Origin of the sequence: Caballeronia temeraria (assembly GCF_001544795.2) — a bacterium.
Classification (GTDB): Bacteria; Pseudomonadota; Gammaproteobacteria; order Burkholderiales; family Burkholderiaceae; genus Caballeronia; species Caballeronia temeraria.
Map to the genome: position 1 here is coordinate 160,821 of NZ_FCOI02000007.1, position 17,693 is coordinate 178,513.

20 protein-coding genes and 1 tRNA gene are annotated in these 17,693 nt (G+C 63.7%); 9 read left to right on the forward strand and 12 right to left on the reverse strand.

The features are described from left to right. Positions 1 to 417 precede the first annotated feature (417 nt). Both AWB76_RS13080 and AWB76_RS13085 read left to right on the forward strand, forming a co-directional pair. Positions 418 to 879, forward strand: coding sequence for a DUF2844 domain-containing protein (locus tag AWB76_RS13080; RefSeq protein WP_061160543.1), 462 nt, complete (start codon positions 418 to 420; stop codon positions 877 to 879). A gap of 198 nt (positions 880 to 1,077) precedes the next feature. Beyond that, a complete protein-coding gene (locus tag AWB76_RS13085) occupies positions 1,078 to 2,169 on the forward strand; it encodes a DUF3443 family protein (RefSeq protein WP_082864431.1) in 1,092 nt (363 codons plus the stop codon). A 65-nt stretch (positions 2,170 to 2,234) separates the two neighbouring features. Here AWB76_RS13085 and pcaC read toward each other — a convergent pair whose 3' ends face one another. From pcaC to AWB76_RS13115, 6 genes are read right to left on the reverse strand one after another with little or no spacing between them, the layout of a single operon-like run. Continuing rightward, a complete protein-coding gene (gene pcaC, locus AWB76_RS13090; protein WP_061160545.1) occupies positions 2,235 to 2,618 on the reverse strand; it encodes a 4-carboxymuconolactone decarboxylase in 384 nt (127 codons plus the stop codon). A gap of 2 nt (positions 2,619 to 2,620) precedes the next feature. Beyond that, positions 2,621 to 3,409 carry a 3-oxoadipate enol-lactonase gene (gene pcaD, locus AWB76_RS13095; protein WP_061160546.1) on the reverse strand — a complete coding sequence of 263 codons (789 nt, stop codon included), beginning with the start codon at positions 3,407 to 3,409 and terminating at the stop codon, positions 2,621 to 2,623. Positions 3,410 to 3,413: 4 nt separating this feature from the next. Beyond that, a complete protein-coding gene (locus AWB76_RS13100; protein WP_061160547.1) occupies positions 3,414 to 4,781 on the reverse strand; it encodes a 3-carboxy-cis,cis-muconate cycloisomerase in 1,368 nt (455 codons plus the stop codon). Positions 4,782 to 4,785: 4 nt separating this feature from the next. Beyond that, complete coding sequence (gene pcaF / locus AWB76_RS13105; RefSeq protein WP_053567955.1) at positions 4,786 to 5,988, reverse strand: 3-oxoadipyl-CoA thiolase; 1,203 nt, start codon at positions 5,986 to 5,988, stop codon at positions 4,786 to 4,788. A gap of 22 nt (positions 5,989 to 6,010) precedes the next feature. After that, on the reverse strand, positions 6,011 to 6,667 hold the full coding sequence (locus AWB76_RS13110) for a 3-oxoacid CoA-transferase subunit B (protein WP_061160548.1): 657 nt from the start codon (positions 6,665 to 6,667) through the stop codon (positions 6,011 to 6,013). A gap of 14 nt (positions 6,668 to 6,681) precedes the next feature. Next, positions 6,682 to 7,374, reverse strand: a complete 693-nt coding sequence (locus AWB76_RS13115) for a 3-oxoacid CoA-transferase subunit A (RefSeq protein WP_061160549.1) — start codon at positions 7,372 to 7,374, stop codon at positions 6,682 to 6,684. A 240-nt stretch (positions 7,375 to 7,614) separates the two neighbouring features. Here AWB76_RS13115 and AWB76_RS13120 point away from each other — a divergent pair, with 240 nt between their 5' ends. Continuing rightward, positions 7,615 to 8,433 carry an IclR family transcriptional regulator gene (locus AWB76_RS13120; protein ID WP_061160550.1) on the forward strand — a complete coding sequence of 273 codons (819 nt, stop codon included), beginning with the start codon at positions 7,615 to 7,617 and terminating at the stop codon, positions 8,431 to 8,433. A gap of 43 nt (positions 8,434 to 8,476) precedes the next feature. Beyond that, positions 8,477 to 9,400, forward strand: coding sequence for a LysR family transcriptional regulator (locus AWB76_RS13125; RefSeq protein WP_061160551.1), 924 nt, complete (start codon positions 8,477 to 8,479; stop codon positions 9,398 to 9,400). Between the two features lie 3 nt (positions 9,401 to 9,403). Here the strand turns inward: AWB76_RS13125 and AWB76_RS13130 are convergent, their stop codons facing one another. Beyond that, positions 9,404 to 9,820: a DoxX family protein gene (locus AWB76_RS13130; protein WP_061160552.1), complete on the reverse strand. Its 417-nt coding sequence runs from the start codon at positions 9,818 to 9,820 to the stop codon at positions 9,404 to 9,406. 103 nt (positions 9,821 to 9,923) lie between these two features. On the opposite strand from AWB76_RS13130, the gene AWB76_RS13135 reads away from it, so the two are divergent. The 5 genes from AWB76_RS13135 to AWB76_RS13155 all read left to right on the forward strand — a co-directional run bounded on the left by AWB76_RS13135 (position 9,924) and on the right by AWB76_RS13155 (position 12,364). Beyond that, a complete protein-coding gene (locus tag AWB76_RS13135; protein WP_061160553.1) occupies positions 9,924 to 10,814 on the forward strand; it encodes a LysR family transcriptional regulator in 891 nt (296 codons plus the stop codon). Positions 10,815 to 10,958: 144 nt separating this feature from the next. Further along, positions 10,959 to 11,369: a hypothetical protein gene (locus AWB76_RS13140; protein WP_061160658.1), complete on the forward strand. Its 411-nt coding sequence runs from the start codon at positions 10,959 to 10,961 to the stop codon at positions 11,367 to 11,369. Positions 11,370 to 11,459: 90 nt separating this feature from the next. Continuing rightward, positions 11,460 to 11,536 (forward strand) — tRNA-Pro (locus AWB76_RS13145). Positions 11,537 to 11,625: 89 nt separating this feature from the next. Further along, positions 11,626 to 11,880, forward strand: a complete 255-nt coding sequence (locus AWB76_RS13150; RefSeq protein ID WP_061160554.1) for a hypothetical protein — start codon at positions 11,626 to 11,628, stop codon at positions 11,878 to 11,880. A 136-nt stretch (positions 11,881 to 12,016) separates the two neighbouring features. Beyond that, on the forward strand, positions 12,017 to 12,364 hold the full coding sequence (locus AWB76_RS13155; RefSeq protein ID WP_061160555.1) for a hypothetical protein: 348 nt from the start codon (positions 12,017 to 12,019) through the stop codon (positions 12,362 to 12,364). On the opposite strand, the gene AWB76_RS13160 is transcribed toward AWB76_RS13155, so the two are convergent. From AWB76_RS13160 to pheS, 5 genes are all read right to left on the reverse strand, one after another. After that, positions 12,354 to 12,953 (reverse strand): short chain dehydrogenase, encoded by a 600-nt coding sequence (locus AWB76_RS13160; protein ID WP_061160556.1) that lies wholly within the window; start codon positions 12,951 to 12,953, stop codon positions 12,354 to 12,356. The genes AWB76_RS13155 and AWB76_RS13160 overlap by 11 nt on opposite strands. Positions 12,954 to 13,086: 133 nt before the next feature. After that, the gene (locus AWB76_RS13165; protein WP_061160557.1) at positions 13,087 to 13,467 is read right to left on the reverse strand and encodes a MerR family transcriptional regulator; all 381 of its coding nucleotides are present in this window, start codon (positions 13,465 to 13,467) and stop codon (positions 13,087 to 13,089) included. An 89-nt stretch (positions 13,468 to 13,556) separates the two neighbouring features. After that, a complete protein-coding gene (locus AWB76_RS13170; RefSeq protein WP_074171342.1) occupies positions 13,557 to 13,961 on the reverse strand; it encodes an integration host factor subunit alpha in 405 nt (134 codons plus the stop codon). 65 nt (positions 13,962 to 14,026) lie between these two features. Further along, positions 14,027 to 16,459: a phenylalanine--tRNA ligase subunit beta gene (gene pheT, locus AWB76_RS13175; RefSeq protein WP_061160559.1), complete on the reverse strand. Its 2,433-nt coding sequence runs from the start codon at positions 16,457 to 16,459 to the stop codon at positions 14,027 to 14,029. A 77-nt stretch (positions 16,460 to 16,536) separates the two neighbouring features. After that, a complete protein-coding gene (pheS, locus tag AWB76_RS13180) occupies positions 16,537 to 17,550 on the reverse strand; it encodes a phenylalanine--tRNA ligase subunit alpha (RefSeq protein WP_061160560.1) in 1,014 nt (337 codons plus the stop codon). Positions 17,551 to 17,693: the final 143 nt, after the last annotated feature.

Genomic DNA, 17,693 nt, shown 5'->3' on the forward strand with positions numbered 1-17,693 from the left:
TGGAAAAGTCCTTCCGCTACGCCACGGGCGTTCTTCCGTGGATCAACCCGTTATTTTACCGGTCCAGCCGTGCGCCGTGAAAAAAAGAGGTCCGGGCGGCCTCCGGCGACCGTCGCGGCGTGCCCTTTCTGAACGTTGCCTTTCGTCGGATTAAGCAGATTACACGCAGCGAAAACGGCACCGCTTCAAAGTGTATTGAAGCCGCTTCGGATCGATTTGACAATTTTTGACAATTACCAAAACTGGCAATTCGATCTTTCGGTCATCGCAAGGTACTGATTCACCACGACATTTCTCTTCTCTGCCGCAAAACGGGCTGAATCGCCGCAACACATTCGCACGTATCGCTTCGTTCCGACTTCCTCTTAAAATTCCATCTCGAAAATAAGAATAGTCCTAATTAACGGAGAGAAAGCAGTGGAAAAAATCAGAATTCCTCATTACGTGGCGACCTGCCTGGGTGTCTTCGTGATGGGCGCATCGGCGTGTGCCCATGCGCAACTCGGCACGACCGGGGCCGCCGCGGCCGGAACGCAAGGCGATGTCGTGCATCAGGCGCAGGGCGGACTCGTGCAATACCACGAAACGACCGACGCCAACGGCATCGTCGTGCGTGAATACGTCGATTCGAGCGGCACAGTGTACGCCGTGTCCTGGCGCGGTCCGGCGATGCCGGATGTCCAGTCGCTGCTCGGCGGCTACTTCGAGACGTTCCGGCAAGGCGCGAACGCATCGGCCGGCGATGCGGGACTGCACACGTCGCGCGTCGCGAGCGGCGATCTCGTCGTCGAAAATCGCATGAGGCTGCGGGAATTCACCGGCCGCGCCTGGCTCGTGAGCGCGTTGCCGCCGGGCGTGACGTCGACGGACATCCAGTGAGAAGCCGATCATCTCTCCTTCGCCGCACCCGTTTTCTGCGTCCTGCTCCACGCCTGCGGCGGTGGCGGCGGCTCGAGCGACAGTTCCGCCGCCGCGTCGCCTCAGCAGGCAAGCGCACCCGCAACGGCCAGCGCCGCCACGCCGGCGAGCTCGCCGTCGTCCGCGAGCGCGGCGTCACCGGCATCCGACGGCACGACCGTGGCTCAGTCGACGACGCCCAACGTCCAGATCATCCGCGTCGCCAGCACGCCGACCAGCACGCGCAACATGCTGCAAACCAGCGTGACGATCTGCGTGCCGGGCACGAACACCTGCCAGACCATCGACAACATCCAGGTCGATACCGGATCGCACGGCCTGCGCGTGCTGGCGTCCGCGCTCGATCCGTCGATCGCGCTGCCGCTCGTCGCGGGCAGCAGCCCGAGCGCGGTCGTCGCGGAATGCGCCGTGTTCGGCTCGGGCTATACGTGGGGCGCGGTGCGCAGCGCCGATATCCGGCTCGCGAGCCAGGTCGCGCCCTCGACCTCCGTGCAACTGATCGCCGATACCGCCGCGGGCAACGCGGCCCAGGATTGCAGCCAGTCCGGCCTGCCGATGCTCACCGCGTCGGGCCTGCGCGGCAACGGCATTCTCGGCGTCGGCCCGTTCACCGCCGATTGCGGCGCGGGCTGCGCGCTCTCCGCGCTGCCGCGCTGGTATTACAACTGCACCTCGGGCAACTGCGTCGCGGGCACGCTGGCGGTCGCGCAGCAAGTGACCAATCCGGTCGCGAACTTCGCGTCCGACAACAACGGCGTGCTGATCGAGCTTCCCGACGTGCCCGACAGCGGCGCATCGTCGGTCACGGGGACGATGACCTTCGGCATCGGCTCGCAGTCGAACAACCTGCTCGGCGCCGCGACGGTGCTCAAGTCGAGCTCGGCGTCCGGCTATGTCACGACGGTCTTCAGCGGCAGCCAGTACGGTTCGAGCTTCATCGACAGCGGATCGAACGGCGTCTTCTTCCCGTCGACGACGCTCGCGAAATGCGGCGTGTGGTATTGCCCGTCGACGCCGCAGACGGTCGCCGCGACGATCCGCTCGTCGAGCGGCGCGCAAAGCGCGGTGAGTTTCACGGTCGCGCAATCGACGGCCTTGTTCGGCACGGGCAACTTCGCCTTCGACAACCTGGCCGGCTCCGCGAGCGGTTACTTCGACTGGGGCCTGCCGTTCTTCTACGGCCGGCGCGTGTTCACGGCGCTCTCCGGGCGCGCGACGCCGGCGGGACCGGGGCCGTACTACGCGTTCTGAGTCCGCACACGAAAAAACCGTCTCCGGTTTCCCGGAGACGGTTTCGCGCCGAAGCCGCTCTGCGACTACGCCTTGCTTTCTTCGTCGAAAATCTTCTGCGCGAGATGGAAGGCCGAATTCGCTGCCGGCACGCCGCAATACACGGCCGTCTGCAACAGCACTTCCTTGATCTCGTCCTGCGTGACGCCGTTGTTCTTCGCGGCGCGCAGGTGCAGCGCGAGTTCCTCGCTGCGGTTCAGCGCGACCATCATCGCGATCGTGAGCAGACTGCGCGTGTGACGCGGCAGGCCGTCGCGCGTCCAGATTTCGCCCCACGCATAGCGCGTGATGAAGTTCTGAAACTCGGTCGTCAGCTCGGTGCGATTCGCAAGCGACCGGTCGACGTGCGCGTCGGACAGCACCGCGCGGCGCACCTTCATCCCGGCTTCGTAACGTTCGTCGTCGGTCATCTTTATTCTCCGAGGAAGTCGAGGACGGCGCGCGTGTAGTCGTCGCGCTTTTCAATGTTCGACAGATGCGCCGCGTCCAGTTCGACGTAGCGCGATCCTTCGATGTAACCCGCCAGCTCGCGGCCCTGCTCGGCCGTCGTCGACAGATCGTGCGTGCCCGCAATCACGAGCACGGGCAGCCTGATCGTCTTCGCTTCGTCGCGCAGGTCGGCGTCGCGGATCGCCTCGCAGTTCGACGCGTAGCCGTCGCCATTGGTATGGCGGAACACGTCGCGGATGTTCGCGAGTTCGAGCTGCTCGCGCTCGATGAACGGCGCGGTGAACCAGCGCGCGATCACGGCATCGGTCAGCGCGGGCATGCCGCCCGGCTCGCGCGCTTTCGCGGCACGCGGCGTCCATACGGCATCCGAGCCGATCAGCGCCGCCGTGTTCGACAGCACCACGCGCGAGAAGCGCTCCGGATGACGCGCGGCGAGGCCGACGCCGGTCAGGCCGCCCATCGACAGACCGCAGTAGTTCGCGCGCTCGATCTTGAGATGATCCATCAGGCCGATCACGTCGCCGATCAGCTGATCGATGGTGTACGGGCCGGGCGGCACGTCCGAATGGCCGTGGCCGCGCGTGTCGTAGCGCAGCACGCGATAGCGCGCCGCGAAGGCTTCGATGTTCGGCGTCCACATCGAGACATCGGCGCCGAGTGAATTCGACAGCACGAGCCACGGCGCGTTGTCGCCCGCCGTGACATCGATGCGATAGTGGATTCGCGTTCCGTTGACTTCGGCAAGAGGCATGTTTTTACCGCTCCTGTTTTTTCGAGCTGGCGCGTGCGATGGCCGCGGCGACGAACGCCTGCGCCTCACCGACGTAGTTCGCCGGATCGAGCAATGGTTTGAGTTGATCCTGCGACAGATGACGCGTGACGGTTTCGTTCGCGGCGAGTTCGTCGAAGAGCGACGTGCCGTTCGCCACCGACGCCTTCGACGCGCCTTCGACGAGCTTATGCGCATCGAGCCTGCCGATGGCGTCGCCGAGCGCGAGCATCACCGCTTCGCCGAGAATCAGACCGTTGGTCACGCCGAGATTGCGCGCGAGGCGTTCGACATTGACTTCCATCGACGGAACGATGCCCACGATGTTCGACAACGCGCCCGCCGTCAGACGCGCGAGATCGGGCAGCGCTTCCCATTCGGCCTGCCAGCCGCCGAGCGCGCGTTCGTGCTCCTGGACCATGCCCGCGAAGATCGTCGCGACGAGATTCGGCGCGCGCGTCGCCGCGGTGAGCACGGCCGCGCAGCCGACGGGATTGCGCTTGTGCGGCATCGTCGACGAGCCTCCCTTGCCTGCCGCCGCCGGTTCGGCCACTTCGCCGAGTTCGGTCTGCATCATGAGCGAGATGTCGCGCGCGATCTTGCCGAGCGTGCCGGTGACCATGCCGAGAAACGACGCCGCTTCCGCGATGCGATCGCGCTGCGTGTGCCACGGCAAGGCCGGAAGCGCGAGCTTCAGGTCTTCGGCGAGCGACGCCGCGACCGGCAACGCCTTGTCGCGCAGACTCGCGAGCGTGCCCGCCGCGCCGCCGAATTGCAGCACGAGCGCGCGCGCCTTCAGTTCGCCGAGCCGCTCGCGATGACGCGTCACGGCATCGAGCCATTGCGCGAATTTGAGACCGAGCGTGATCGGCAGCGCTTGTTGCAGCCACGTGCGGCCGATCATCGGCGTCTTGTCGTGCGCGCGGGCCTGTCTGACGAGCGCATCGGAGAGCGCGCGCAGATCGGCATCGAGCAGATCGAGCGCCGCGCGCAACTGCAGCACGACGCCCGTATCGATGATGTCCTGACTCGTCGCGCCCCAGTGCACGTACTTCGCGGCTTCGGCGTCGCGTGCCTTCACGACGGCCGTCAGTTGCTTGACGAGCGGAATCGCGAGATTGCCGCCCGCCGCGGCGCCGGTCATCAACGCGTCGGCGTCGATGTGATCGGCGTCGCACGCGGCGACGATCGCCTCGACCGCGCTCGACGGAATCACCCCGTGCAGCGCCGAAGCACGCGCGAGCGCGGCCTCGACGTCGAGCATCGCCTGCACGGTCGCGCGCGGCGACCAGATTTCATTCGCGGCCGCGTTGCCGCAAATGAGATCGGTCAAACGTCCTGTCGATGAAAACATGGGCTCAGACGCGCTCGATGATCATCGCGATGCCCTGGCCCACGCCGATGCACATCGTGCAGAGTGCGAAGCGGCCGCCGGTGCGTTGCAGCTGATAGCTCGCCGTCGTCACCAGACGCGCGCCCGACGCGCCGAGCGGATGGCCCAGCGCGATCGCGCCGCCGTTCGGGTTGACGCGAGGATCGTCGTCGGCGACTCCGAGCATGCGCAGCGTGGCGAGTCCTTGCGAGGCGAACGCTTCGTTCAGTTCGATCACATCCATCTGGTCGATGGTCATGCCGAGACGCTTCAACAGCTTCTGCGACGCCGGACCCGGACCGATGCCCATCACGCGCGGCGGCACGCCGGCGGTGGCCAGACCGAGAATGCGCGCGCGCGGCGTGAGGCCGTTGCGTTTGGCCGTTTCCTCGTCGGCGATCAGCATGGCGACCGCGCCGTCGTTCACGCCCGACGCGTTGCCGGCCGTCACCGAGCCGTCCGGACGCACGACGCCTTTCAGCTTCGCCAGCGCTTCGAGGCTCGTTTCACGCGGATGCTCGTCGCGGTCGACGACGAGCGCATCGCCCTTCTTCTGCGGAATCGTCACCGCGACGATTTCCTGCGCGAGCGTGCCGTCCTTCTGCGCGCGCGCCGCCTTCTGCTGCGAGCGCAAGGCGAACGCGTCCTGATCGGCGCGGCTGATCTTGTAGTCGTCCGCGACGTTTTCGGCGGTCTCGGGCATCGAATCGACGCCGTACTGCTTCTTCATCAGCGGATTGATGAAACGCCAGCCGATGGTCGTATCGTGGATCTCGGCGGAACGCGAGAACGCGCTCGTCGCCTTGCCCATCACGAACGGCGCGCGGCTCATGCTTTCGACGCCGCCCGCGATCATCAGGCTCGTTTCGCCCGCCTTGATCGCGCGCGCCGCGACGCCGATCGCGTCCATGCCCGAGCCGCACAGGCGGTTGACCGTCGAGCCTGGCGTGCCGACCGGAAGACCCGCCAGCAGCGCGGACATGCGCGCGACGTTGCGATTGTCTTCGCCCGCCTGGTTCGCGCAGCCGTAGATCACTTCGTCGATGGCTTCCCAGTCCACTTCCTTGTTGCGCTCGACGAGCGCGCGCAGCGGCACGGCGCCGAGATCGTCGGCACGGACGGAGGACAGCGAACCGCCGTAACGGCCGATCGGCGTGCGGATGGCATCACATACGAAAGCTTCTTTCATCTTCAATGTCTCCAGAATTCTCTCAGGCAGCTTCGGTGAGCGGCGCGTATTGAAGCGGCACTTTGGCCAGCTTCTGCAACGCTTCGAACGTCAGTCCTTCCACCATCTCGCGCACGACCAGGCCTTGCGGCGTGACGTCGAACACGGCGAGGTCCGTGTACACGCGGTTCACGCACTCGACGCCGGTCACCGGATACGTGCAGACATCGACGAGCTTGCTTTCGCCCTGCTTCGTGAGCAGCTCCATCATCACGTAGACCTGCTTTGCGCCGATCGCGAGGTCCATCGCGCCGCCGACGGCCGGAATCGCGTCGGGCGCGCCGGTGTGCCAGTTCGCGAGATCGCCCGACGCCGACACCTGGAACGCGCCGAGCACGCAGAAGTCGAGGTGGCCGCCGCGCATCATCGCGAACGAATCCGCGTGATGGAAATACGCGCCGCCCGTGAGCAATGTCACGTGCTGCTTGCCGGCGTTGATGAGTTCGTCGTCTTCCTCGCCTTTGGCGGGCGCCGGGCCCATGCCGAGCAGGCCGTTTTCGCTGTGCAGGAAGATTTCGCGATCCGCCGCGAGATGATTGGCGACGAGCGTCGGCACGCCAATGCCCAGATTCACGTATGCGCCTTCGGGAATGTCCGCGGCCACGCGCTTGGCCATTTCGTCACGAGTGAGTTTCTTCATGGCTTCGTCCTTCCTTAAGCGGCGAGTTCGGCTTGATGCACGGCTTGCGGCACTTCCACGACGCGCTGCACGAAAATGCCCGGCGTCACGATGTTTTCGGGGTCCAGTTCGCCGAGCGGCACGACCTTCGACACCTGCACGATGGCCGTTTTCGCGGCGCTCGCCATGATCGGCCCGAAATTGCGCGCAGTTTTACGATAGACCAGATTGCCCCAGCGGTCGCCCTTGTAGGCCTTCACGAGCGCGAAATCGGCGTGCAGCGGCGCTTCGAGTACGTAATGCTTGCCGTCGATCACGCGCGTTTCCTTGCCTTGCGCGAGCTTGGTGCCGTAACCGGTCGGCGTGAAAAAGCCGCCGATGCCCGCGCCCGCCGCGCGGATGCGCTCCGCGAGATTGCCCTGCGGCACGAGTTCCAGCTCGATTTCGCCCGCGCGATAGAGCGCGTCGAACACATACGAATCCGTCTGACGCGGAAACGAGCAGATGATCTTGCGCACGCGCTTCGCCTTGAGCAAGGCGGCGAGTCCCGTGTCGCCGTTGCCGGCGTTGTTGTTGACGATCGTGAGCTCGCGCGCGCCTTGCTCGATGAGCGCGTCGATCAGCTCGGACGGCATGCCCGCCGTGCCGAAACCGCCGATCATGATGGTCGCGCCGTCGTGGACGTCGGCCACGGCCGAGGCGAGCGAATCGAAAATCTTGTTGATCATGCCGTTCCTTCTCCTGTCCCGGGCGAGCCGATGCTCGATCGCGCTTCCCGAATTCGGGTTTACCAGTTGGTAATCAGACTTGCCTCAAAATGTTCGTCATGCGAACATGGATTCGTTTAGCGAACATCGGCATGGTAGTCCTGCATTCGTTGTCGTGTCAACGAAGCAAGTGCAGACTGCGGGTTTTCACGGAGTCCGACTCCGGTTCGACCGCTGATTCGCGCTTTCATCACGGGTCTTATGAAGAATTCAGCCACGCTCAATCCGGATGCCGAGCCGCAAGACGCGCAATCGCGTCCCGGCGATGCCTACGTGCAGTCGTTCGCGCGCGGCCTCGCCGTCATCCGCTCGTTCGATGCGAACCGCCCCGCCCAGACACTCACCGATGTCGCCGCGGCCACCGGCCTCACGCGCGCGGGCGCCCGCCGCATTCTTCTGACGCTGCAGGCGCTCGGTTATGTGGAAGCGGACGGACGTCTCTTTCAACTGACGCCGAAGATCCTCGATCTCGGCTTCGCGTATCTGACGTCGATGCCCTTCTGGAACCTCGCCGAACCGGTGATGGAAGACCTCGTCGAGCAGGTGCACGAAAGCTGCTCGGCGGCCGTGCTGAACGGCGCGGAGATCGTCTACGTGCTGCGCGTGCCGACGCACAAGATCATCACGCAGAATCTGTCGATCGGCAGCCGTTTGCCCGCGTTCTGCACGTCGATGGGCCGCGTGCTTCTCGCCGCCCTCGACGATGCGCGCCTCGACGAAGCGCTCGATGCGAGTTCGCTCGTCGCACGCACGCCGCGCACGATCATCGACAAGCACGCGCTGAAGGAAGCCATCGCGGCGGTGCGCCGTCAGGGCTGGGCCATCGTCGATCAGGAACTGGAGGAAGGACTGATTTCGATGTCCGCGCCGATCCGCGACCGGCAAGGCCGCGTGATCGCGGCGCTGAACATCAGCGGCAATGCGCAGCGCAAGAGCGCGAAGCAGATGGTGAAGGCGTATCTCGAACCGCTGCAGGACGCGGCGCAGCGCGTGTCGGACATGGTCGCGCGGCGCGGGTGATCCGCACCGACGCCGCATCGACGCGCGAGGAGGCAGCCCGGTGATGACCGATCTCGATCTCAACCTGATTCCGTACCTCGTCGCCATCGAGGAAACACGCAACGTGAGCCGCGCCGCCGAACGGCTCGGCGTGAGCCAGCCGCGCGTGTCGACGGCGCTCGCGCGGCTGCGCGAATACTTCAACGATCCGCTTTTCGTGCGCACCTCGCGCGGCATGGAGCCGACGCCGCGCACCATCGCGCTCGTGCCTGCGGCGCGCGAGGCGCTGGCACGCATCGAGCGCGGCTTGCTGGACCGGCAGCATTTCGATCCGTCCGCGAGCACCGAGACGTTTTCGATCGCACTGTCCGATGTCGGCGAGATCGTGTTTCTGCCGCGGCTTCTGCAGGCCTTCGCGAAAGAGGCGCCGAACGCGAATCTGCGCTCGGTGTCGGCGTCGCACGGCGATGTCGAGCGTGGGCTCGAAGCGGGCGACATCGATCTGGCCGTCGGATATTTTCCGGACTTGCGCGGCAACAACTTTTTTCAGCAGCGGCTCTTCTCGCATCGCTTCATCTGCCTGATGCGCCGCGATCATCCGTTCGCGAATCAGCCGCTCACGCTCGAGCGCTTCATGGCGTGCGGCCACGCGGTCGTGCGCGCCGAAGGCCGCAGTCAGGAGGTGCTGGAGAACTATCTGGACAAGGAGCGCGTGCGGCGGCGCGCGGTGCTGGAGACTCCGCACTTCATGAGCTTGCCGTTCATCCTGTCGCGCACCGATCTCATCGCGACGGTGCCGCATGCGATCGGCTTCGCGTATGTCGCCGAGCATGCGTCGATCACGCTCGCCGAGCCGCCGCTGCCGTTGCCGCGCTTCGATCTGAAGCAGCACTGGCATCGCAAGTTTCACAACGATGCGCGCACGATGTGGCTGCGCGGCATCGTCGCGTCGCTCTTCAACGACGAGCTCGACGAGTGGCCCAAGTAGACATCAACGCCGCTTGTCGATGCTCCACGCGCCCGGCCCCGCCGCCGCGATGAACAGAAAGATGAACGACAGCAGCACGGCCGGCTCGCCCTGATTCAGCAGCGGCAGGAAGAAGTGCCCGTTCGGCGCATGTCCGATGAAATACGCGAACGCCAGTTCGCCCGACAGCACGAACGCCGCCGCGCGCGTGAACAGGCCGATCAGCACGAGCACGCCGCCGATCAGTTCGATGATGCCCGCCACGCCGAGCAGCGAGAAAAGCGGCAAGCCATCGAACATCGCGATGTGCGGAACGTGGAACAGCTTCGCGCTCGCGTGCGTAAGCAGCAGATACGAAGCGACGATGCGCAGCAGCGCGTGCGCGTAGCCGGCGAGCGCGGGCACGCTGGCCGTGAGCGGACGAGTTTGGGTCGTGGACATCGCAAGACTCCTTCGAAGATGGATTGCCTGAAGTTTAGGCAGACATCGCCCGTCGATAAATCCGGTTAACATTAGCGTTTTGTTTCCCAGCAGGAAATGATCGATGGACGCTCTGACCAGCTTGCGCGTATTCCGCGAAGTCGTCGAAGCAGGAAGCTTCGTGAAGGCCGCGGAACGGCTCGACATATCGACCGCGATGACGAGCAAGCACGTCGCCAATCTGGAACGCCATCTGGGCGTGCGCCTCCTGAACCGCACGACGCGCCACCTGAGTCTCACGGAGGCCGGCAACGTGTACTACGAGCAGTGCAGCGAGGCGCTCGATATCCTTCAGGCCGCGCAGGCCGCCGTCGGCGTGCAGACGGCGCAGCCGCAAGGCGTGCTCAAGGTCACGGCGCCGGGCTGGTTCGCCAATCGCAAGTTCGCAGATCTGCTCGTCGCGTATCAGGCGCGCTATCCGGGCGTGCTCGTCGATCTGCGGCTGGAGAATCGCTTCGTCGATCTCGTCGAGGAAGGCTACGACATGGCGATACGCGCGACCTCGGAGCCGTCGCCCTCGCTGATCGTGCGGCCCTTGTGCAAGATGCCTTTCGTGCTCGCGGGCTCGCGCGCGTATCTCGAAGAACACGGCAAGCTGCGCCATCCGGACGATGTCGCGCGTCATCGCTTCGTCTTGCCGACGTACACCAACATCGACTCCGTGACGCTGACCGGGCCGGACGGCGCGTTCACCGTGAAGAATCAGGCCGTGCTCAAGACCAACGATACGTCGATGGCGCTGCAACTCGTGCGCGCCGGGCTCGGACTCGCGTACTTCCCGGCGTGGATCGTCGAGCCGGAACTGGCGTCGGGCTCGCTCGTGCGCGTGCTGCCGAGTTATACGGCGTTTTCCCCATCGGTCTACGCCGTGTACACGAGCCGAAAATACATGACGACGAAGGTTCGGACCTTCATCGATTTCCTGTCGGAGTCCCTGGCCGATCGGCCGACATGATTAGGATTACTCTTATTTTTGCATCGAAACTTGCGTGTAATGATCGCGCTCGTTTCCGGATCGGGCGCGTCAGATGCGGCAAAAAGTCACATTTCGCGCGCCACCGGGATCGTCCCTGTCACCTGCACGCGAGGCATGCGCGAAATGGATTTTCCCTGGCTTCCCCTGGCCTTCATTCTGACCTTGCTGGGCGTCATGCTCTTTGTCTGCCACGCGTTGAATGCGCGCGACGGCAGCCTGAAGTGGAACGGCGCGCTGATCTTCCTGGCGCTGTGCCTTTCGGCCATGCTGCTCGACTTCACCTTGACGATGATCTTCGCGTCCGCGGGCTTCGACACGCGCAGCCCATACGACAATTTCGGATCGAGGACGGCATGGAGCGAGCGCATTTTCGCGTATCTCATTCCATGCGCGATTTCCCTGCTGCTGGCGTTCAGGTTCCGCAGGCGTCAGCGCTTCGCACGCGCGCTCGATAGTGACCGGACATCGACGGAACGGGGCGACGCCGTGAAGATTCAAACCTCGCCGTACACTCAGTCGGAGTTGACGCTATGACGCTTCGGCGAGTGAATTTGGTAAGTGCAACAGCGAAATTGTTCGAAGCAGTTCTACTATTCGTTTCTCTCTGATATACTTTCGCTCTTTCGGGGCGTAGCGCAGCCTGGTAGCGTACCTGCATGGGGTGCAGGTGGTCGGAGGTTCAAATCCTCTCGCCCCGACCAGAAATACAAGGCTCTCCGGCTTATGGCCGGAGAGCCTTTTTTCTTTGGCCCATCCAGGGTCGCCGTATCGATCGACACGAGCAACAACGATGGCATACAACAAGCTCAACAACCCGCGCGCGTTCCCTGGCAATAGCAACTACGGCATGTCGCTACGCGACTACTTCGCAGGCCAGGCACTGGCGGGCGACATGGCCGACGAAAAACTTTCCAACGACGCGCCGCCCGCATTTCTTCAGGAACGCGCGCAACTCTACTACCGTCTCGCCGATGCCATGCTCAAGGCCCGCGCCGAGGAAGAAGCCCTGAGCGGCACGACCGCCATGATGGGCATGAGCTACTGACGTCGTCCGTCTTGGACGATTCGCGCAGCAAAACCGTAGCGCCACATCGTTTATTCAGACGTTAAGGCGAAAAAAACGCTTGTGTGTCAGTGCCTTAAGCCCTAATCTTAAGGTGACACATAAGGAACGGCGCCCCATGCCTTTGTCTGTCCCAGCGTCCGCGCAGGAGCGGCGCACCCGATCCGGTCGAACCTGTTCCGCCCTGCGCGCGGAAATCGCGAGATGGTTCGATTCGGGAAGCCGCGCGCGCGTCACGCGCTTCGGGCGCATCTATCCCGGCGGCAGCCGCTATATCTCCGTGAGCGCCACCAAGCCAGGTCGATGCTTCGCGCTTTATTTCTTCCATCATGGCGTCGATGACTGGCGCATCTATCCGCCTTGGGGCGTCGGGCCGAGCATCGTCTATTGGTCGGTCAAGACCAAGCTGCCGCCCTCGCAGGCAGCCGGTCCGAAAAAGCGCTTTCGCGTCGGCGTCAAGTCTTAGCGGCGGGCAGCGTCTGGCCGGTCATCGTTTCGTCGACGGCGCGCTTGTAGACTTTCGCGACATCCGCAGCGGCAATGCCTTGCGATGCATCCTTGCCCATCGAAGCAAGCGTCTCCGCGACCCAGCCCGGACTCACGACGTTCACGCGAAGCTTGCCTTGCAGTTCGAGCGCCGCGACGCGAACGAAGCCTTCCACGCCTGCGTTGACGATGCTCACTGCGCCGCTGCCGACCATCGGCTGTTGAGCGAGCGTGCCGCTCGTCAGCGTGATGGAGCCGCCTTCGTCCACATGACCGATGCCGCAGCGCACGAGATTCACCTGCCCCATGAGCTTGTTCGCGAGGCTGAAGGCATAGTCGTCGTCGGCGAGTGAATCGAGCGGCGCAAACTTCGCCGCGCCGCCGACACACACCACAGCGCCGACCTTTCCGACCTTCTCGTACATCGCGACGATGCTCGCCTTGTCCGACAAATCCACCGATACATCCGAGCCCTTGCGGCTCGCGGTGATCACTTCGTGCCCGGGTTCCAGAATCCGTTTGATCTCCGTGCCCAACATGCCAGTTGCGCCAACGAGCAACACTCGCATAAGCCCTCCTGAATCGACGTGATGAAACCGCGAAGCGACCATGCTACCGCCGTCGCGAATGTCGTGCAGCGCGTGGGCGGGACGAAAAAAAGCCGCGACGAATCGCGGCATTGAGATTTGAATCCGGCGGCGGTCAACCGCCCAGCAGATCGATCACCTGAAGAATATCCTTGCGTAGCTGATCGACATCGACACTTGCTTGCGCCGGTGCAGAAGCTTGCGTCTCGGCAGTCTCCGTGTCCTCGTCGATTGCGCGGCCTTGCGAATCGAGCCGGTTACGCGCGCCGTTGATCGTGAAGCCCTGCTCGTACAGCAACTCGCGAATCCGCCGGATCAGCAGGACTTCGTGATGCTGATAATAGCGGCGATTGCCCCGCCGCTTGACCGGCCGCAGTTGCGTGAACTCCTGCTCCCAATAGCGCAGCACGTGAGGCTTGACGCCGCACAACTCGCTGACTTCGCCAATCGTGAAGTAACGCTTGGCGGGGATCGGAGGCAAGACGACTTTTTCCATCGTCGATCAACCATCGTTATAAGTGATGTCGATTGAAGCGCGGTGGTCGAGCAGCGCGGCGCGCGATTCATGCGCACGCCGCCGGGAGATCAGCGGGTGAGATCGGTCTCCGCTCCCGTTTCGACCAGTGCCTTCAGCTTCTGACTTGCGTGAAACGTGACGACCCGCCGCGCGGCGATAGGAATCGCCTCGCCCGTCTTCGGATTGCGGCCCGGACGTTGAGGCTTGTCGCGCAACTGGAAATTGCCGAAGCCGGAGAGCTTGACGCTCTCGCCGCTCTCCAGCGCATCGCGGATGACTTCGAAGAAGGCTTCGACCATGTCCTTGGCTTCGCGCTTGTTCAGACCGACATGGTCGAACAGCATTTCCGCCAGTTCGGCTTTGGTGAGCGTCGGCGTGTCGCCGGGCGTGCTCGAGGTCTGGGTATCTCGGGTCATGGCGCTACGCTGCGCCGAAAGAAGGGCTTCGAAATCACTCGAGTTCATTTGGTTCATATCGGTAAAACGGCGCTTGCCACTTTTGAGACCTGGGCGTTGAAACGGAAAGGGCCAACTGCAGGCTATCCGCGCAACCGCGCGCCGTGTACTCGAGCCAGGCGATCCACCAGCGTTTTGATAGCCGTATCGACCGTTTCGTCCTGAAGCGTGCCGCCAGTATCTTGCAACGTTACACGGAAGGCAAGACTTTTCTCATGCTCTCCCAAGCCACCGGAAGTATTTGATTTTGGACGAAATTCATCGAAAAGCGCAACCCTCGTGACGTGCTTGCAAGCGGCCTCCGAACGGGCGCTTTCGAGCTCGTCGAGCAGCGCCTGAACGGCGACGTCTTGATCCACGACAATCGCGATATCGCGACGCACGGGCGGAAATTTCGACACTTCGGATGGCGTCGGCAAGGCGCGATCCATCAGCGCGTCGGCGTCGATTTCGAAGAGGATCGGCGCGTTCGGCAGGTCGTACTTTTGCAGCCAGCGCGGATGCAATTCGCCGATCCAGCCGACCGCACGCCCCGCCACTTCGATGCGCGCGCTGCGTCCCGGATGCAGCGCCGGATGCTCCGCCTTCACGAAGCGCGGCACGACCGGCGCGAACAGCGCTTCGACATCGCCCTTCACGTCGAAGAAGTCGACGTTGCGCGAGGCCACGCCCCACTGCTCCTCGATCACCGGACCATACGCGAGGCCGCCGATCATCTTCGGCTGCGCGAAGCCTTCGACCGCGAGTTCGCCCGCTTTCACCGCTACATCGCGATGGAACACGCGTCCCGCTTCGAACACGCGCACGCGGTCCGCGCGGCGGTTCAGGTTATGACGCAGCACTTCGATCAGGCTGCCGAACATCGTCGTGCGCATGACCGAGAGCTGGCTCGCGATCGGGTTCAGCAGCTTGATCGGGTTGTCGTTGCCGGCGAAGTCCTTCTCCCATTCGGCATCGACGAAGCTGAAGTTCACCGTCTCCGAGTAATCGCGCGCGGCGACTTCATGACGCAGCGTGTGGATCGAGCGCTTCGTTTCGTTCGTGATGCGCATCTCGCTGCGCGCGACCGGCGGACGCGCCGGAATCTTCTCGAAACCGTAGATGCGCGCGACTTCCTCGATCAGATCTTCTTCGATCTCGATATCGAAGCGATACGGCGGCGGCGTGACCCTGAAGGTATCGCCGTCGCGCTCGAACGCGAGGTTCAGGCGCGTGAAAATTTGTGCGATCTCTTCCGCGCCGATCTCCACGCCGATGATGCGATGCGCGCGCGACACGCGCATCGACACCGGATTGCGCTCGGGCACGTTGACGATCTGATCGTCGACGGGACCGGCCTCGCCGCCGCAGATATCGAGAATCAGGCGCGAGATGCGCTCGATGTGCTCGACGGTCGTCGAGTAATCGACGCCGCGCTCGAAACGATGCGCTGCATCCGTCGAGAAGTTGTACTTGCGCGCGCGGCCGCGGATCGCGTCCGGCCACCAGAATGCGGCTTCGAGATAGATGTTGGTCGTGTCGAGCGACACGGCGGTGCTGTCGCCGCCCATGATGCCCGCGAGACTTTCGAGATGGTGATCGTCCGCGATCACGCCGACGGTTTCATCGACCTCGATGGTGTTGCCGTTCAGCAGTTTGAGCGATTCGCCCTTCTTGCCCCAGCGCACTTCCATCGCGCCGTGGATCTTGTCGAGATCGAACACGTGCGACGGACGGCCGAGTTCGAGCATCACGTAGTTGGAGATGTCGACGAGCGCCGAGATGCTGCGCTGGCCCGAGCGTTCGAGGCGCTCGACCATCCATTGCGGCGTCTTGGCGTGCGCGTTCACGCCGCGAATCACGCGGCCGGAGAAACGTCCGCACAGATCGGGCGCCATGATTTTCACGGGCAGCTTTTCGTCGAGCTTCGTCTCGACGGCGGGCATGTCGAGCGCCTTCAACGGCGCGCCGGTGATCGCGGCGGTCTCGCGCGCGACGCCGAACACGGACAGGCAATCCGCCTTGTTCGGCGTGAGCTTGATCTCGAAGACGGTGTCGTCGAGATTGAGCGCCTCGCGGATGTCCTGGCCGACCTTCGCATCGACGGGCAGGATCAGCAGACCGCTGTGATCTTCCGACAGCTTGAGCTCGCGCGCCGAGCACAGCATGCCCTGACTGTCGACGCCGCGCAGCTTGGTCGGCTTGATCGCGAACGGCTCGCCGCCCGTTTCGGCCGGCGGCAACACGGCGCCGATCAGCGCGACCGGCACCTTGATGCCCGGCGCCACGTTCGGCGCGCCGCACACGATGTTCAGTTGCTCGCCCGTGCCGGCATCGACCTGACAGACGTTGAGCTTGTCGGCATTCGGATGCTTGGCGACTTCGAGCACTTGGCCCACGACGATATTCGTGGTCGGCGGCGCGACCGGACGCAGGTCTTCGACTTCGAGACCGGCCATGGTCAGCGCGTGCGCGAGTTCGTCGGTGGAGAGCTTGGGATCGACGAAACTGCGGAGCCAGGATTCTGGGAATTGCATGTGTGTCTACGTTCGAAATATTTGGAGTCTCTCGATCGCCGCTTCTCGAGCAGCGATCGCCGCGGGCGCAGTGTGCTTTACGCGAACTGACGCAGGAAACGCAGATCGTTCTCGAAGAACAGACGCAGGTCCTGCACGCCATAGCGCAACATGGTCAGGCGCTCGAGACCGCTGCCGAACGCGAAACCGATGTAGCGCTCCGGGTCCAGCCCCATGTTGCGGATAACGGTCGGATGCACCTGACCCGAGCCGGAGATTTCCAGCCATTTGCCCGCGTTCTTGCCGTGTTCGAACATCATGTCGATCTCGGCGGAAGGCTCCGTGAACGGAAAATACGATGGACGGAAGCGCACGAGAATGTCGTCGCGCTCGAAAAACTTCTTCAGAAAATCGGTGTAGACGCCCTTCAGATCCGCGAAGCTGATGTTCTCTTCGATCCACAGGCCTTCGACCTGGTTGAACATCGGCGAATGGGTGGCGTCGCTGTCCACGCGATACGTGCGGCCCGGCACGATCACCTTGATCGGCGGCTTGTTCATGCGCGCGTAGCGTACCTGCATCGGGCTCGTGTGCGTGCGAAGAAGCAGCGGACGGCCATCGGCGTCCTTGCCGTCGACGTAGAACGTGTCCTGCATCGAACGCGCCGGATGGTTCTCCGGGCTGTTCAACGCGGTGAAGTTGTACCAGTCGGTTTCGATCTCGGGACCGTCGGCCACGTCGAAGCCGATCGTGCGAAACACCTGTTCGACGCGCTCCCACGTGCGCATCACCGGATGCAGCGTGCCCGCGCCCGCGCCGCGGCCGGGCAGCGTGACGTCGATGGCTTCCGCCGCAAGCCGCTGGTTCAGCAGCGCATCGGCGAGCGCCTGACGGCGCGCGTTCAGCGCGGCTTCGACTTGCTGCTTCGCCTGATTGATGCGTGCGCCTTCGGTCTTCTTCGCTTCCGGATCGAGCTTGCCCAAGCCCTTCAGCAATTCGGTCAGCGCACCGGACTTGCCAAGGAACCGCGCCTTCTCGTTTTCGAGCGTGGTGGTATCGGTGGCGTGTTCAAAGGCGCTTTTCGCGTCGGCGACAATCTGGTCCAGATCCATTGATCCCATCTTTTAACGTCGAAATTCAAACTTAGGTTCGGTTTTGCTCATCCACGCCGTCCTACGCGCATGCCGATGGCGTGGATAAGCAAAACCGTCCGACCAACAAAAACGGGGCTCGGTGAGAGCCCCGTTTTCTGCCT